The organism is Neisseria sp. HMSC058F07, assembly GCF_001810035.1.
GTDB classification, from domain to species: Bacteria; Pseudomonadota; Gammaproteobacteria; order Burkholderiales; family Neisseriaceae; genus Neisseria; species Neisseria perflava.
On record NZ_KV799706.1, the window covers coordinates 414,350 to 428,865 of the forward strand.

At 52.0% G+C, this 14,516-nt stretch carries 14 protein-coding genes; 5 read left to right on the top strand and 9 right to left on the bottom strand.

Going from position 1 to position 14,516, the window contains the following annotated elements; translation table 11 throughout:
- Positions 1–46: 46 nt before the first annotated feature.
- From HMPREF2696_RS10010 to HMPREF2696_RS10025, 4 genes are all read right to left on the bottom strand, one after another.
- Complete coding sequence (locus HMPREF2696_RS10010) at positions 47–1,837, bottom strand: assimilatory sulfite reductase (NADPH) flavoprotein subunit (protein WP_049344187.1); 1,791 nt, start codon at positions 1,835–1,837, stop codon at positions 47–49.
- A gap of 190 nt (positions 1,838–2,027) precedes the next feature.
- Complete coding sequence (locus tag HMPREF2696_RS10015) at positions 2,028–2,351, bottom strand: DMT family transporter (protein WP_004520006.1); 324 nt, start codon at positions 2,349–2,351, stop codon at positions 2,028–2,030.
- 27 nt (positions 2,352–2,378) lie between these two features.
- Positions 2,379–3,248, bottom strand: coding sequence for an ABC transporter six-transmembrane domain-containing protein (locus tag HMPREF2696_RS10020; protein WP_070588398.1), 870 nt, complete (start codon positions 3,246–3,248; stop codon positions 2,379–2,381).
- 15 nt (positions 3,249–3,263) lie between these two features.
- Positions 3,264–3,689 carry a MarR family winged helix-turn-helix transcriptional regulator gene (locus HMPREF2696_RS10025; protein WP_070588400.1) on the bottom strand — a complete coding sequence of 142 codons (426 nt, stop codon included), beginning with the start codon at positions 3,687–3,689 and terminating at the stop codon, positions 3,264–3,266.
- 182 nt (positions 3,690–3,871) lie between these two features.
- On the opposite strand from HMPREF2696_RS10025, the gene yddG reads away from it, so the two are divergent.
- Positions 3,872–4,786, top strand: coding sequence for an aromatic amino acid DMT transporter YddG (gene yddG, locus HMPREF2696_RS10030; RefSeq protein WP_039862220.1), 915 nt, complete (start codon positions 3,872–3,874; stop codon positions 4,784–4,786).
- A gap of 129 nt (positions 4,787–4,915) precedes the next feature.
- Positions 4,916–6,226: a sulfate adenylyltransferase subunit 1 gene (locus HMPREF2696_RS10035; protein ID WP_004520002.1), complete on the top strand. Its 1,311-nt coding sequence runs from the start codon at positions 4,916–4,918 to the stop codon at positions 6,224–6,226.
- Positions 6,227–6,296: 70 nt separating this feature from the next.
- Here HMPREF2696_RS10035 and glyA read toward each other — a convergent pair whose 3' ends face one another.
- Together glyA and HMPREF2696_RS10045 are read right to left on the bottom strand one after the other, a co-directional pair.
- Complete coding sequence (gene glyA, locus HMPREF2696_RS10040) at positions 6,297–7,547, bottom strand: serine hydroxymethyltransferase (RefSeq protein WP_004520001.1); 1,251 nt, start codon at positions 7,545–7,547, stop codon at positions 6,297–6,299.
- 133 nt (positions 7,548–7,680) lie between these two features.
- Positions 7,681–8,055 (bottom strand): hypothetical protein, encoded by a 375-nt coding sequence (locus tag HMPREF2696_RS10045; RefSeq protein ID WP_039862199.1) that lies wholly within the window; start codon positions 8,053–8,055, stop codon positions 7,681–7,683.
- Positions 8,056–8,276: 221 nt separating this feature from the next.
- On the opposite strand from HMPREF2696_RS10045, the gene HMPREF2696_RS10050 reads away from it, so the two are divergent.
- Positions 8,277–8,495 carry an HP1242/YdcH family protein gene (locus tag HMPREF2696_RS10050; RefSeq protein WP_003746288.1) on the top strand — a complete coding sequence of 73 codons (219 nt, stop codon included), beginning with the start codon at positions 8,277–8,279 and terminating at the stop codon, positions 8,493–8,495.
- A 143-nt stretch (positions 8,496–8,638) separates the two neighbouring features.
- On the opposite strand, the gene HMPREF2696_RS10055 is transcribed toward HMPREF2696_RS10050, so the two are convergent.
- Genes HMPREF2696_RS10055 through HMPREF2696_RS10065 form a run of 3 tightly spaced genes read right to left on the bottom strand, consistent with a single transcriptional unit; the run spans position 8,639 to position 11,362 of the window.
- Entirely contained in the window at positions 8,639–9,928 is a 1,290-nt protein-coding gene (locus HMPREF2696_RS10055) for an ISL3-like element ISPpu12 family transposase (protein WP_049331821.1), read from the bottom strand.
- A 21-nt stretch (positions 9,929–9,949) separates the two neighbouring features.
- Positions 9,950–10,462 carry a signal peptidase II gene (gene lspA / locus HMPREF2696_RS10060; RefSeq protein WP_003821921.1) on the bottom strand — a complete coding sequence of 171 codons (513 nt, stop codon included), beginning with the start codon at positions 10,460–10,462 and terminating at the stop codon, positions 9,950–9,952.
- Between the two features lie 3 nt (positions 10,463–10,465).
- Positions 10,466–11,362: a cation efflux transmembrane domain-containing protein gene (locus HMPREF2696_RS10065; protein ID WP_070588402.1), complete on the bottom strand. Its 897-nt coding sequence runs from the start codon at positions 11,360–11,362 to the stop codon at positions 10,466–10,468.
- A 95-nt stretch (positions 11,363–11,457) separates the two neighbouring features.
- On the opposite strand from HMPREF2696_RS10065, the gene cadR reads away from it, so the two are divergent.
- A complete protein-coding gene (gene cadR, locus HMPREF2696_RS10070; protein ID WP_004364961.1) occupies positions 11,458–11,865 on the top strand; it encodes a Cd(II)/Pb(II)-responsive transcriptional regulator in 408 nt (135 codons plus the stop codon).
- Between the two features lie 242 nt (positions 11,866–12,107).
- Positions 12,108–14,453: a FepA family TonB-dependent siderophore receptor gene (locus HMPREF2696_RS10075; protein WP_049336815.1), complete on the top strand. Its 2,346-nt coding sequence runs from the start codon at positions 12,108–12,110 to the stop codon at positions 14,451–14,453.
- Positions 14,454–14,516: the final 63 nt, after the last annotated feature.

Here is a 14,516-nt window from a genome sequence, read left to right on the forward strand (position 1 = left end):
CGTCTGAAAACTGAATTTCAGACGGCCTTTATTTTTGTTTATCCAATCAATAAATGTCGCGTTGGTAGCGTTTGTCTTCGCGCAGGTCGTTGAGGTAGTCTTCGGCTTCGTCACGGCTGAGTTTGCCTTGGGTTTCGATGACTTCGATCAGGGCGTTTTCGACATCGCGTGCCATGCGTGTAGCGTCGCCGCAGACGTAGATGTGTGCGCCTTGTTGCAGCCAGTTCCAAACTTCGGCGGCGCGTTCGGTGATTTTGTGTTGGACATAGACTTTGTGTTCGCCTTGTCGGCTCCATGCGAGGTCGGCGCGGGTGAGGAGGCCGTCTTTGCGCCAATCGCTCCATTCGAGTTGGTAGAGGAAGTCGTCGGCTAGGCGTTGGTTGCCGAAGAAGAGCCAGTTTTTGCCGCTGTCGCCATTGGCGGCGCGTTGTTGCATGAAGGAGCGGAAGGGGGCAACACCTGTGCCTGCGCCGATCATGATGATGGGTGTATCGCCCTTTTGGGGCAGGCAGAAGTTGGGGTTGGGTTCGACAAAGACACGGATTTCGCTGCCTTCTTCGAGGCGTTCGCCCAAGTAGCCGGAAGCTGCACCGGTGTAGGTGTGGTCGTGGTGGTCGAAACGGACGACGCCGATGGTGAGGTGGACTTCTTCGCCGACTTCATCTTGTGCGGAGGCGATGGAGTAAAGGCGAGGGGTTTGTGGACGGAAGAGGCTGTATAGGGTTTGTGCGTCCAGTGGGTGCGGATAGGCGGCAAGTACGCCTACGGGCGGTGTGGCGGCGAGGTAGGCATCCAGTTGGGCTTTATCTGCAACTATGGTTTTGAGTTCCTCGTTGTTTGTTAATTCGGCGTATTGTTGGACGAATGCCGGTGTGTTTTGGGTGATGTCTGCGGATTCGGTCAGGGCGGTGCGGATGTCGGTTTCGCGGCCGTCTGAAAGTTGGACGGTTTCGTTGCCGTTCAGTTGGTTGAGGTCGAGGATTTCTTGAACGAGGTCGGCGGAATTAAGCGGCCATACGCCGAGCGCGTCGCCTGCCTGATAATACAAACCTGAGCCGCTGAGATCGATTTCGATGTGTTCGACGTCTTTTTCCGCGTCGCGCGAGGTGATTTTTTGGCGCACGGATAGGGTGGCTATGTAGGGGTTTTCTTTGGTGTAGATGGCATCGTTGCTTGGTGTGGCTGAGCTGTTTGGTGCAGCGGTTGTACTTGGACTTGTTGCTTGGGCGGTTAACTCAGCCACTTTGGGTACGACGGCGGCAATCCATGCGTCGGCATCGGCCTGGAATTCTAAGTCGCAAATGCCCAAGTCGTTCAGACGGCCTGCACCCAGTTCGGCAAATTTGGCATCAAAGTCTTTGCCTGCTTGGCAGAAGTTGGGATAGGAGGAATCGCCAAGGCCCAAGACGGCAAAGGTGAGTTTGCTGAGATCAGGTTTCTTTTTGCCGTAGATGAATTTGTACAAGGGTAGGGCTTCTTCGGGCGGTTCGCCTTCGCCTTGGGTGGAGGTAACCAAAAGGACGATGTCTTCGTCGGGCAGGGTTTTGCTTTTGAAATCGCCTGCGCTGCTGAGGCGGGCTTCTACGCCGGCGGCTTGAAGTTTGGCGTGTAGGGATTCGGCAACGCTGCGGGCATTGCCGGTTTGGGAGGCGGAGAGGACTAACACGCGGCGGCTGACTGCCGAAGCGGCCGTTTGCAGGGCAGATGGTTCGGCTACTATACCGGATACGCCTTGGCTTTGCGCCCAGCAATAGCCGGAGAGCCAGGCAAGTTGGGTGGGGGATAGTGTGGAGAGTTGGACGGAGAGTTCGGGGGGAAGCGGATTGGCTTGGCTCATTTGGATTCCTTTATTGGACGGCTATAACCGATTGTTTGAATAATGGACAGTCGCCACTTTAAACAGGCCGTCTGAAAAAAGGAAAGAATGCTTGGTTTTAATTTAAGATGATTTCGTTATATTCGGGAAGGTATTAGGCCGTCTGAGCATACCTGTTCAGACGGCCTTGGATTGGATAGAAACGAGATTTTCAGTTTCCGCTGGAGAGTTTCATCACTACGACGCCGGAGATGATGAGAAATGCGCCAAGCCAGCGGCCGAAGTTGGCAGCATCGTTGAAAAATACAACGCCTACCAAAAAAGCCCCTGCCGCGCCTATGCCTGTCCAGACGGCGTAGGCTGTACCCATCGGAATACTTTTTTGGGCAAGGTAAAGGAAGTATCCGCTGCCGACGATGCAGGCAAGCGCGGCGGCAAAGCCATGCCAGCGGTAGCCTTCCTGTTGTGCCAGCTTCAAGCCCAATGGCCAGCCGATTTCCAGCATACCGGCTAAGATTAAATAAAACCAACTCATAATATGTCCTGATAGTGTGTTAAGGTTTCAGACGGCCTTAGAAAGATTGTTTTCTTCCGAAAGTTCAACGCGTTGTCCGATATCTTTTAGATTGGAGTATTGTTCGACCAAGCGCGGTACATCGTCCAAGCTCATTGCAAACATCCATAAATAAGTGCTGACGGAATAGATATGGCCGGCGCTTCCGTAGCCTTTAAGCGTCATGTGTATAAAGGCGAAGCCGAACAATACGCTCATCGCCATGCCGATACTGAGATAGCCTAAGGCTTCGCGGTTGGAAATCAGCACGCGTAGTTTGGCAAACCAGCCATAGTGGCGGTAGAGCTGATGCTCGTTGCCGTCGCGGATAAGGTGGTTGTCGCGTTCAAACCGATTGTTTAAATGGAAATATAGGTTTTCGCTGATGGCGGCAAAACGCGGCAGCAACCATAAAAACAGGGCAAGTATCGCGACAGCCAATACGCCCACCCAAAATTCCAATATCAGCAACATCATACATGCACCGAAGATGGAGACCAGCGAAGTAGCAGCGATGGGCAGGTGTTCTTCAAAAAAACTGACAAACTCGCGCGATAGGGCAACGCGTGCGGTAATGGCGGAATGCGGTACTTCTCGCTTGCGCTGTTCCAAAACGACCGGGACGGCTATTTCAGTATAGATTTTGGTAAATGTACGCGTATCGGCTATCCTTCGGGCGGCGCCGATTATCCACATTAATAAGACCACCACACCATACAACATTGCCTGCCAGACGTTGCCTTCCATAACGGCATTAATCGCCCAGCCTCCAAACACGGGATATACCAGCAAGAGCAGATTATCCAAGCCGACGAGAGAGAAGGTTGTGATGAGTTTGCGGCGGTGTGTTTGACCGATGTGTTTCAACATTTTCCACATGGTTGCCCTCCTTCCTTATTTAGTATTGAGGGTTTGCGCCATTAATTCGGCCAACGCGTCCAAATCGGCAAACAGTCGGGCTGCACGTTTTTCACCGAAGGCGGTAAAAATTCGTTTGCTGAATTCCTGCATGTTTTGCACCAATGGTGCGGCGGATTCTTTGCCTTGCTCGGTCAGCGACAATAAGCGTTCGCGTTTGTCTTGTTCGCTTTCGTGAAATGTCAGCAAGCCTTGTTCCGCCAGCGTTTTGCATGTGCCGGAAACGGTTTGCTTGGGCAGGCTCCATTCTTCGCCTATGTGTTTTTGAGTGCGGCTGCCTTCGGTGGCCAAGGTGTAGAGAACGGCGAAGGTATTGTAGTTGGTGTTTTGCTGTTTAATCCATTGGTCAAATGCGCTGTCTATGTGGCTGATACGCATGCCGAGTTGGTCGAGCTGATTCATAAATTGGTCTCAATATTGACTAATTGGATGCGGATTATAGTCATGTTTAGGACTAATTGCAAATGGAGGGCCGTCTGAAACAATCATTTTCAGACGGCCTTGAAACCGTTAAAATAATTAATGTAGAAACGATATATTCAAACTACGATAAACCTAATAAAACCATCTTCAGCACATACGCCATGATTCATTTCTTATCTCAAAACATCTCCTCTAAACAAGCCACTGCCATCGGGCTGCTTGCCGTTGCTTTGTGGAGCTTTGTCATTTCTCTGATACGCTCTTTGAGCCTGCATATGGGGGCAGTGGGCGGAGCGGCAATGATGTACACCCTGTCCACCGTATTGATTTGGCTGATTTTCGGCCGGCCGCATTTACGCAATTACAACCGCAGCTATCTGTTTTGGGCGAGTGTGTTTTTTGTCGGCTGCGAACTGTGTTTGTCGCTCTCGGTCGGTTTTGCGCAAAACGCGAGACAGGCGGTGGAAATCGGCATGGTCAATTATTTGTGGCCGACGTTTACCATCGTCGGAGCGGTATATTTCAACAAACAGCCGTCAAAATGGTGGATAGTCATCGGCTTTGTGCTGTCGTTTTTAGGGATTGCCACTGTATTGGGCGGCGATGTCGGCTTGTCAATTTCCGGCATCTACCACAATGTCCGCACCAATCCCGGCGGCTACATCATGGCATTTGCGGATGCGGTGTTTTGGGCGGCATATTGTACGCTGACGGCGCGCGTGAAAGCGGAAGGCAGCAGCGTCGGCTTTTTCTTTGCGCTGGTGTCGATATTGTTGTGGATAGAGTATTTTCTCAGCGGCGCGGATACGTTGAGTTTTGATTCCGTATCGCTCGGCTATGCCGTTGCCGCCGCGTCTTGTATGGGCTTGGGCTATGCAGTGTGGAATATCGGTATTTCGCGCGGCAACCTGACCGTATTGGCAGGCGCATCTTATTTCATTCCGGTATTGTCTGCGGTAGTGTCATCATTTTTGATTAGCGCGCCTTTGTCCATGACATTTTGGCAGGGTGCGGGAATGGTGTGCTTAGGGTCGATTGTATGTTGGTTGGCGACCCGGAGAAAACGGATGGTGTGAGGTAATATCCCATAGTTTTGCGATATAACGAAAACAGCTTTTTTAACAACCAAACATTCTTTCCCATTTTCAGACGGCCTGTTTAAAGTAGCAGTCAGTTTGAGAAATCACGAGAAATGGGAAAGAATCATGACCGTAGCTTCCGCTCCGCTTTTACGCTTCATTACCGCTGGCAGTGTCGATGACGGCAAATCCACCCTCATCGGCCGCCTGCTCTACGACAGCAAAACCTTACTGACCGACCAGATTGACAAGCTCAACCGTGCCACTGAAAACGGCGAAACGCCTGATTTTGCCAGTTTGACAGACGGCCTTGCCGCCGAGCGCGAACAAGGCATTACCATTGACGTGGCCTATCGTTATTTCGCCACGCCCAAACGCAAATTCATTATTGCCGACACGCCGGGACACGAGCAATACACGCGCAATATGGTTACCGGCGCATCAACTGCTGATGCCGCCATTATTTTGGTCGATGCCACGCGCGTCGATTTTTCCGGCAGCGAGCCTGTCCTCCTGCCCCAAACCAAACGCCACAGCGCGATTCTAAAACTTCTGGGCTGCCCCAACATCATCGTCGCCGTCAACAAACTCGACCTGCTCGACTTTGACGAAGCCAAATATCAAGCCATTATCGAGGCCTATCGAAAACTGGCGGAACAAATCGGCCTCAAAGCACAAATCCACTTCCTACCCATCAGCGCCTTAAAAGGCGACAATATCGTCAATGCCAGCAGCCAAACCGCGTGGTATGAAGGTTTGCCGCTTTTGCCTTTGCTTGAAAGCCTACCTGTCAACCGTCAAAATGCCGCTGACCAAGCCGCGCATTTTCCCGTACAACGCGTAGCGCGCCAAGATGGCAGCAGCAGCGACGACTTCCGCGGCTATCAAGGCAGATTGGAAGCAGGCCGTCTGAAAGTGGGCGATGAAGTTAAAGTTTTACCCAGCGGCCATGTTGCCAAAGTTGCCGAAATCTATAATGCAAACGGTAAAACCGAATCTGCCGAGGCAGGGGAAGTGTTGACTGTCGTTTTGGATACCGATATCGATATTTCACGCGGCAACAGTATTGTTTCAGCCGACAGCGCCATTGTTCCCGAACAACAATTTCAAGCCGCGCTTTGCTGGTTTGACGATATTCCGCTCAATCTGCGCCGCAAATATTTGCTGAAGCACACTACCCAAACCACGCCCGTAAAAATCAGCGAAATTGCCTATGTTTGGGACGTGAACACCCTCAGCCGCGTCGAATCCGCCGAAACGCTCAAGCTCAACGACATCGGCAGCGTCAGCCTCAAAACCCAGCAGCCGCTTTCTGCTGCCGCATACGAAGACAACCATGCACAAGGCGCGTTTATTTTGATTGACGAAGCCACCAACCATACTGTCGCAGCAGGCATGATACGCAAAGTCAGTGAAACAAACAGTTTTGAAATTTAAAAGAAAGTTGCAATAAAAAAAGGCCGTCTGAAGTTTCAGACGGCCTGTTATTTTATCCAAGGCGAAATGCTTATGCGCCGTAAACCGGATATTTATTGCACAAAGCAGTCACTTGTTCGCGGACTTTGGCGAGGTTGGCTTCGTCTTCAGGGTTGGCCAATACGTCGGCAACCAAGTTTGCCAATACGCGCGCGTCGGCTTCGTTAAAGCCGCGTGTGGTCATGGCGGCGGAGCCGATGCGGATGCCGGAGGTAACGAATGGTTTTTCCGGATCGTTCGGGATGGCGTTTTTGTTGACGGTGATATGAGCTTTGCCCAAAGCGGCTTCGGCGGCTTTGCCGGTGATTTTCATCGGTTGCAGGTCAACGAGGAAAACGTGGCTTTCAGTACGGCCGGAAACGATGCGCAAACCGCGTTTAACCAACTCTTCCGCCATAGCGGCAGCATTGATTTTCACTTGTTTTGCGTATTGTTTGAACTCAGGTTGCAACGCTTCTTTAAACGCCACGGCTTTGGCAGCGATAACGTGCATCAACGGACCACCTTGCAGGCTTGGGAAGATAGAAGAGTTCAGCGCTTTTTCGTGGGTATTGTCACGGCACAAAATCACACCGCCGCGAGGGCCGCGCAGGGTTTTGTGGGTGGTGGTGGTTACGAAGTCGCAGAATGGTACGGGGTTAGGATATTCGCCGCCGGCAATCAGGCCGGCATAGTGCGCCATGTCGACAAAGAGGTATGCGCCGACTTTATCGGCGATTTCGCGGAATTTTGCCCAATCGATTTGTAGCGCATAGGCAGATGCGCCGGCCACAATCATTTTAGGTTTGTGTTCAAGCGCCAAGCGTTCTACTTCGGCATAATCGAGAACTTCGTTTTCATCCAAACCATAAGTAATGGCGTTGTAGAGTTTGCCGGAGATGTTAACGCTTGCGCCATGGGTCAAGTGGCCGCCGTGTGCCAGAGACATGCCCAAAATGGTGTCGCCCGGTTTCAAAACTGAAGCATATACGGCTTGGTTGGCTTGCGAGCCGGAGTGCGGTTGGACATTGACATATTCTGCGCCAAACAACTCTTTAGCGCGGTCAATCGCCAATTGTTCGACAATATCAACGTATTCGCAGCCACCGTAGTAGCGTTTGCCAGGATAGCCTTCGGCGTATTTGTTGGTCAATTGCGAACCTTGGGCTTCCATAACGGCACAGCTGACGTAGTTTTCAGAGGCGATTAGCTCGACGTGGTCTTGCTGGCGCTTGTCTTCTTGGGCGATGGCTGCTGCCAAATCGGGGTCATATTGTGCGAGGGTAACGCTTTTTGAAAACATGTTCTCGATTCCTTTGTGATGGGCTGAAAATATGGGATGGAGTGCTGCGGATTGGTTCAAGATGAACTATTTTTCTTGCATTGTCAACAATTGTGTCGGGTGTTTGGTTTCAGACGGCCTGAGATTGAAGGGTTTATTTGAAAATATCATCTTGTTTTAAATGAAAATCCATTTTTTCCAGAAGTGCGACCAAATCGGATTCGGCTTGGGCGGCTTTAAGATTTTTTGCCAGTTCTACCAAGGCTACTGCATTTAATCGTTCTTTCTCCAACCGTAGAGCTTCTTCGCTGAAGATTTTGATATTGTCTGCCGATTCGGCGGCATCTATTTTTTCAAATGGATAAAATGATTCTTCGTGCACGGCCAAACCGTCAGGCAAGGGGGCAGCATGGTTGAAATCGGCATCATTGACCGGCATCCATGAAGGATGGTTTTCAAGCAGGATAAATTGTCCGTCCATGCCGTTGATATGACGGAATAGGGTGGTTCGGCCATTGTGTAAACGCATAAGCCCGATTGTATGCCCAAGTCGGCAAACCGTCTAGAAACCTGTTTCTTTCCATTGGGACGATGGCTAATGGTGATATTATTAATTTTGACATAAAACAGTTTCGGCTTAAAAAAGACTGGATAAAACGCCCGTGTTTGTTATAATGAAGCTAAAGATTAATTCGTCCTAGTTTTTGGCAGCAGTACTTTTTTATTTAATTAACAAGAGAGGAAAACAAAATGTTTCCAGAATATCGCGATCTGATTTCTAAACTGAAACAAGAGGATGCACACTTTGCCCGTTTGTTTGAGGAGCACAACGAGCTGGACGATAAAATTACCGGTTTGGTGAATAACGTGGTAACCAGCGGCGCCGAAGAAATCGAGGAGCTGAAAAAAGCCAAACTCAAACTCAAAGACGAATTGTATGCCCTTTTGCAAAAAGCAGCAGGCAAATAATTAAAATTTGAATAAGGCCGTCTGAACGGTATGATGGAAATCTCAGATTCCCTTTCATGCCGGTTTAGACGGCCTTTTTAATTATGGGTATACGGATTTAATGGTTGATGGGGCACCTTCACCCCATCAATCTGATACCACCCTCAGATGGTTGATAGATCGACTCCGTAGTTGAGTTCCTCTGCGAAGTCCGGCAGTCCGTAACCGATGGTTTTCTTGTAGAAAGGAGAGACCTTCGCAGTCGGTGCCTTCTTCTTGTGCTTCGTGGTGTAGAGCATTCGTGCCCGCATCACCTCGAAGGAGTAACCGCGCCCTTCACGGTTCTTGTCCTTGGCCAGTCGGTTGATGGACTCCGTGTAAGCGTTGGTGACGGGCATGTCCATCTCGAAGTAGGTCATGGTCTCTTCACGCCAGTTTCCCACTGCCCTGACCAGATCGCTCCAGACTTCCTTTTGGCCCTTCGGGATGGTGGCTATCCACTCGTCCAGGGCGGCTTCTGCCTGGAGCCGTGTGGTGGCGTCCCAGATGCCGTAGAAGCGCTCCTTGTGCTCGTAGGCGGCCAGCAGTTGCGGGAACGCGCCTGTCCAGGTCTCCATGATGAGGCGCTCCCGGTCTGAGACTTCGTGAGCGCGTTTCAGCAGGATTTTCCGGTCTCCCTTGAGAGTCCGGCTCTGGGACGGTTTCAGCTCCTTTCTGAGGCCCTTGCGCACTCTCTCTAGGGCATCGTTGGCCATGCGCACCACATGGAACTTATCGACCACGATACGGGCCTGGGGCAGTACAGCCTTGACCGCTGCCCGGTAGGGGTTCCACATGTCCATGCTGACGATCTCGACCTTCTGCCGGTCTTTCAGCTTCATCAGGTAGTTGGTCACCACGTCCTGGCGGCGGGTGGCCAGCAGGTCGAGCAGGGTTCGCTCCTCAATGTTGGTCAGAATGCAGCGGTAGCGCTTGTTCAGGTATAGCTCGTCAATGCCCAGGATGCGGGGCGTCTCGAAGCGGTGCCAGCGCCCCAAGAACTCGGCGCGGGCGTTGAAGATGTCGCGCACCGTCTTCTCGTCCAGGCCGGTCTGTGCCGCCACAAAGGTGTAGGGGTGGTTGAAGGATTCCTTCTCCACGTACTCATGCAGCCGCAGTGTCATACGGAATCCGTCCACCATCTCCGGTAGCTGGGGCCTGAATGTTGTCTTGCAGGCCCGGCAGGTGTATCGGCGGCGGACCACCCAGAGAGTGACCCGCTTGCCGTGGATGGGCAGATCACGATAGGGAACGTCACGCTTGCCGAACCGTACGAACTCACCCTGCACGCCGCATTCCTCGCAGGCGATGGGATCGGGCACGTCCACCTGGAAGTGCATTTCGTCGTCGGTTGATTTGCAGCCCAGTACTTGGTATTGCGGCAGGTGAAGGATGTTGTCGGGAAGTTCGGTCATGGTGTTGTATAGGCGTAGGTGTCAGTCAGATCCATCCGACTCGGCATTGGTGTTTGCTTTTTTACCCAACAAGCTGCTGGAAACGAAAAGTAAGGCACCGAGGACAATTGCAATATCAGCCAGGTTGAAGGCCGGCCAATGCCAGTCTCGCCAATAGAAATCAAAGGAATCCACAACATAGCCGCGAAAGACCCGGTCAATCAGGTTGCCCATGGCGCCACCGAGGATAAGACTGTAAGCGATGGCTTCTCCTTTATGACGATTTTCAAGGATCAGCTTGATCAGAAAAATCGAGACCACTACCGCGATTCCGATAAAAAAGTAGCGCTGCCAGCCTCCACCATTCGCAAAAAGACTGAATGCGGCACCGGTGTTCCATAGGTGCACCCAGTTAAAGAACGGGGTCACCGAAACATACTCGCCATAGGCCATTGATTGCTGCACCAGCCACTTTACAGCCTGATCAGACGCTGCCAGCAGGCCCGATATGGACAATAGGGCATACGGCGAGAGCTTTTTGCCAATAATGAGCATTATTTAACCCTTCAACGCCAAAATGCGTCTGGCACCGTTAAGTACAATCACCCCCGTGATGGTGCCGATAATCAGATCTGGATAATTGGAACCGGTCCACGCGACCAGGGCGCCGGCGGTGATGCCCCCCAGGTTGATCACCACGTCGTTGGCCGAGAATATCAAGCTTGCCTTCATGTGCGCCCCGCCTTCCCGATGTTTGGATATGAGCAGCAGACAACTGGTATTGGCAATCAATGCGACGAATGCGATAGCCATCATCACCAGAGATTCAGGCTCACTACCGAATACAAAGCGTCTCACCACCTCTACGAGCACGCCCACAGCCAAGATCAGTTGCAGTACACCAGCAAGATGCGCGGCACGTACCTGCATTTTCACGCTATGTCCAACCGCATAAAGGGCAAGCCCGTACACCGCCGCATCGGAAAAATTGTCCAGGGATTCTCCAATCAGGCCGGTGGACTGGGCGATCAGACCGGCAGTCATTTCCACTACGAACAGAAGTGCATTGATGCCGAGCAACCAGCGCAGGGTCCAGGATTCTTGCTTAGCAGAAGCTGCCGAAAACTCGGCGGCCTTGATGGTCTCTGGATTTGCAGCGACGGTTTCCTGAAGCGAGGCGCCTAGCCCCAAGGTCTTCAGTTTCGAGGTGACGGGCTCGATCTCGCCGTCATGCACGACCTTCAGCCGGCGGTTCGACAAGTCGAAGGACAGCGCCCGAATCTCCTCAAAGCCGTTCAGGGCTAGGCGAATCATTCGTTCTTCTGATGGACAGTCCATCTTCGGCACTGCATAAACACTGACCCATCTCCCTGTCGCCTCGGAGGAGGCCTGTATATCGGTATCCGCTGCGGACGTTGCATCACCGCCACAGGCGCCACCACAGGATTTGCTCATAATATGACTCCACTTGAACAATGTTGTGGTACCATTTTAAACTATAAAGCTACTATAAGGTCAATAGAGTAAAGAATCCGTTGGGGAGGAGGCTGATGCGCATTGGTCAGTTGGCGCAGTTGGTAGGGGTCGAAACACAGACGATCCGCTTCTATGAACAGCAGGGCTTATTGCCGCCGCCTGATCGGCAGGACAACGGTTACCGTGTCTATACCGAGAAGCATGGTGAGGGGCTGGCCTTCATCCGTCGCTGCAGAATCCTGGGCCTGTCACTGGCTGAGATTCACGAACTACAGAGCTATCAGGACGACCCTCATCAGCCTTGTACCGCCGTCAACGCCTTGCTCGATGATCACATCTCTCATGTGCGGTCGCAGATAACCGCTCTGCAAGCGCTTGAGAAACAACTCGTTTCACTGAGAGCGAGTTGCAACGATGACCGGGAAGTTGAGGCGTGTGGGGTTCTTGCTGGAATTAGCGAAGGAAACATGCACCAGCAGTAGGTGAAGCATCAACCAGATAATCCGATGAGATGCTAGTCTGTCTCACTCTCATGCAAAGGTAAGATCAACCATTTAATCCGCTTACCCTTAATTATTAGGCATTTGGTTATTTTTATTGGCTTAATTTAACGAATAATTGTAAATCACTCTTAATTGCATTGAAAACTCTGTTAAGTTTATTTAAAATCTCGAATAATTTTTATTTTGATTTTTAACAAACAAAGTTAAAGAGAAACGATGCAATGAAAACATTCACACTCGCCATTTTGCCTTTGGCGTTAATTAGTGCATTCTCACACGCAGCTGAAGAGAAAGCAGTTGAGCAGGCTGAAGTCGATACCGTTTACGTTACTGCCGAGAAGCAGTTGCAGCAATCGCTCGGCGTATCGCGTATTTCGAAAGACGACATTGACAAGCGTCCGGCCGTCAACGATATTTCCGAATTTGTCCGCACCATGCCGGGCGTCAACCTGACCGGCAATACAGCGACGGGTCAGCGTGGCAACAAACGCCAAATCGACTTGCGCGGTATGGGCCCTGAAAACACATTGATTCTGATTGACGGCAAGCCTGTGAACTCGCGCCAATCCGAGCGTATCAGTATGCGCGGCGAACGCAATACGCGCGGCGACAGCAACTGGGTGCCGGTTGAAGAAATTGAATCCATCACCGTTTTGCGCGGTCCGGCGGCAACGCGTTATGGCTCGGGTGCGATGGGCGGCGTGGTCAACATTGTCACCAAAAAAGTACCGAAAGAATTCAAAGGATCAGTGAACTATTACACTAACCAGCCGCAAGACAGCAAGGAAGGGGCAACCAACCGTGTCGGCTTCAACCTTGGCGGGCCGATTATCCAAGACGTATTGGGCTTCCGTATCTACGGCAATTTCAACAAAACCGATGCCGATTCCACAGACATTAACCGCGATTCTATCACCACTGTTACTACGAAAAACGGCCCGATACGGGAACGCGGACGTGTCGTTGTGCCTGCCGGACAAACCCGCACTGTTACCAACACCACCTATGGAGCGGCAGGGGTGGAAGGTGTGAAGAATAAAGACATAGCCGGCCGCCTACAATGGAAAATCAGTCCGTCACAAACCCTGATTTTAGACAGCAGCTACAGCCGTCAGGGCAATATCTACAACGGCGATTCGCAAAATTCCAATGCTGCCAATACACGGACCGTCATTACAGATACTGCCACAGGCGTGGTGATTTCCGACACCGATTCGACCCTGCGCGAAATTTACCGGAGCGGCATTAAGGAAACCGCTCGCCTCTACCGTTCCTCCTACGCCCTGACCCATGACGGCGCGTGGGACTGGGGCGACACCAAAAACGTATTGAGCTACGAACGCACCACCAACAGCCACCTGCCCGAAGGTTTGGCAGGCGGGCCTGAGGGCAGCTATGTCGGCACGGAATACGTCCAAAGCCGTCTGAAAAACCTGCGTTTCAGCAGCGAGGCCAACATACCGTTCAAACTCGGCGTAGAAAACGTACTGACCGTCGGTGCGGAATTTACCGACAGCAAACTGGACGATCCCTCATCCAACCGCCAAGGCTTTACCGACCAAGGCCAAACATCGACCTTCCCGGGCGTTTCCGCCATACGTGGCGGCAAAACATCGCAGCAGAACAAGGCAATCTATGTCGAAGACAATATTTCGCTGACCCCGTCCACCAAACTGATACCGTCCCTGCGCTACGACCACAACAGCAAAAGCGGCGGCAACTGGAGTCCCGCGCTCAACTTCTCCCAGCAGATCGGCGCAAACTGGCTGGTCAAAGGCGGCATCGCGCGCGCCTACAAAGCCCCCAACCTGTACCAAAGCAACCCCGAATTCATCCTGTACACGCGCGGTAACGGCTGCCCCGTGGAATTGGGCAGCGACCCACACTGCTACTTTATGGGCAATGCCAACCTAAAACCCGAAACCAGCGTCAATAAGGAAATCGGCATCGAATTCGAAAAAAACGGCTGGCAGGCCTCGGCAACCTACTTCCACAATGCCTACCGCAACAAAATCATCACCGGCACGGAAATCATAGCCCGCAGCAGCACCAGCTCAGGCATCCTCTACCAATGGGACAACTCACCGAGGGCGACTGTTTCCGGCCTGGAGGGCAACCTCGTCATCCCCCTGCACAACACGCTGAAATGGAGCAACAACTTCACCTACATGCAGAAATCGGAAGACTACAAAGGCAACCCCCTGTCGCTGATTCCGAAGTTCACTATCAACAGCACGCTGGCCTGGACGCCGAACGAACGCTTTGACGCCAACCTGACCTTCACCCAATACGGCCGCACCAAACCGCGTTCGGTCGCCATCAACAACATCGAACAAAGCGGCAGCGGCGGCAGCGGAGAAACCCTGGCTTCAGCCCGCAACCAAACCGTTTTGGGCGGATACAGCATCTGGGGCATCAACGCCGGTTACAACTGGAACAAACGCGTGGCCGTGCGCGGCGGCATCAGCAATCTGTTCGACAAAAAACTGTACCGCACCGGCAACGGCGCGCAGACCTACAACGAGCATGGCCGTGCCTTCTACGGCAGTTTGAAAGTATCGTTTTAAGTAGAAGCGTATTAAATCAGGCCGTCTGAAACGGTGTGAAATGAAATCTAGGATTTCTGACAC

What these genes read in the sequence shown, in the direction of transcription:
- HMPREF2696_RS10035 (WP_004520002.1), top strand. Translation starts at nt 4,916, where the DNA reads ATGACCGTAGCTTCCGCTCCGCTTTTACGCTTCATTACCGCTGGCAGT.
- yddG (WP_039862220.1), top strand. Translation starts at nt 3,872, where the DNA reads ATGATTCATTTCTTATCTCAAAACATCTCCTCTAAACAAGCCACTGCC.
- glyA (WP_004520001.1), bottom strand. Translation starts at nt 7,547, where the DNA reads ATGTTTTCAAAAAGCGTTACCCTCGCACAATATGACCCCGATTTGGCA.
- HMPREF2696_RS10010 (WP_049344187.1), bottom strand. Translation starts at nt 1,837, where the DNA reads ATGAGCCAAGCCAATCCGCTTCCCCCCGAACTCTCCGTCCAACTCTCC.
- HMPREF2696_RS10050 (WP_003746288.1), top strand. Translation starts at nt 8,277, where the DNA reads ATGTTTCCAGAATATCGCGATCTGATTTCTAAACTGAAACAAGAGGAT.
- HMPREF2696_RS10025 (WP_070588400.1), bottom strand. Translation starts at nt 3,689, where the DNA reads ATGAATCAGCTCGACCAACTCGGCATGCGTATCAGCCACATAGACAGC.
- HMPREF2696_RS10045 (WP_039862199.1), bottom strand. Translation starts at nt 8,055, where the DNA reads ATGCGTTTACACAATGGCCGAACCACCCTATTCCGTCATATCAACGGC.
- HMPREF2696_RS10015 (WP_004520006.1), bottom strand. Translation starts at nt 2,351, where the DNA reads ATGAGTTGGTTTTATTTAATCTTAGCCGGTATGCTGGAAATCGGCTGG.
- HMPREF2696_RS10065 (WP_070588402.1), bottom strand. Translation starts at nt 11,362, where the DNA reads ATGAGCAAATCCTGTGGTGGCGCCTGTGGCGGTGATGCAACGTCCGCA.
- HMPREF2696_RS10055 (WP_049331821.1), bottom strand. Translation starts at nt 9,928, where the DNA reads ATGACCGAACTTCCCGACAACATCCTTCACCTGCCGCAATACCAAGTA.
- HMPREF2696_RS10075 (WP_049336815.1), top strand. Translation starts at nt 12,108, where the DNA reads ATGAAAACATTCACACTCGCCATTTTGCCTTTGGCGTTAATTAGTGCA.
- lspA (WP_003821921.1), bottom strand. Translation starts at nt 10,462, where the DNA reads ATGCTCATTATTGGCAAAAAGCTCTCGCCGTATGCCCTATTGTCCATA.
- cadR (WP_004364961.1), top strand. Translation starts at nt 11,458, where the DNA reads ATGCGCATTGGTCAGTTGGCGCAGTTGGTAGGGGTCGAAACACAGACG.
- HMPREF2696_RS10020 (WP_070588398.1), bottom strand. Translation starts at nt 3,248, where the DNA reads ATGTGGAAAATGTTGAAACACATCGGTCAAACACACCGCCGCAAACTC.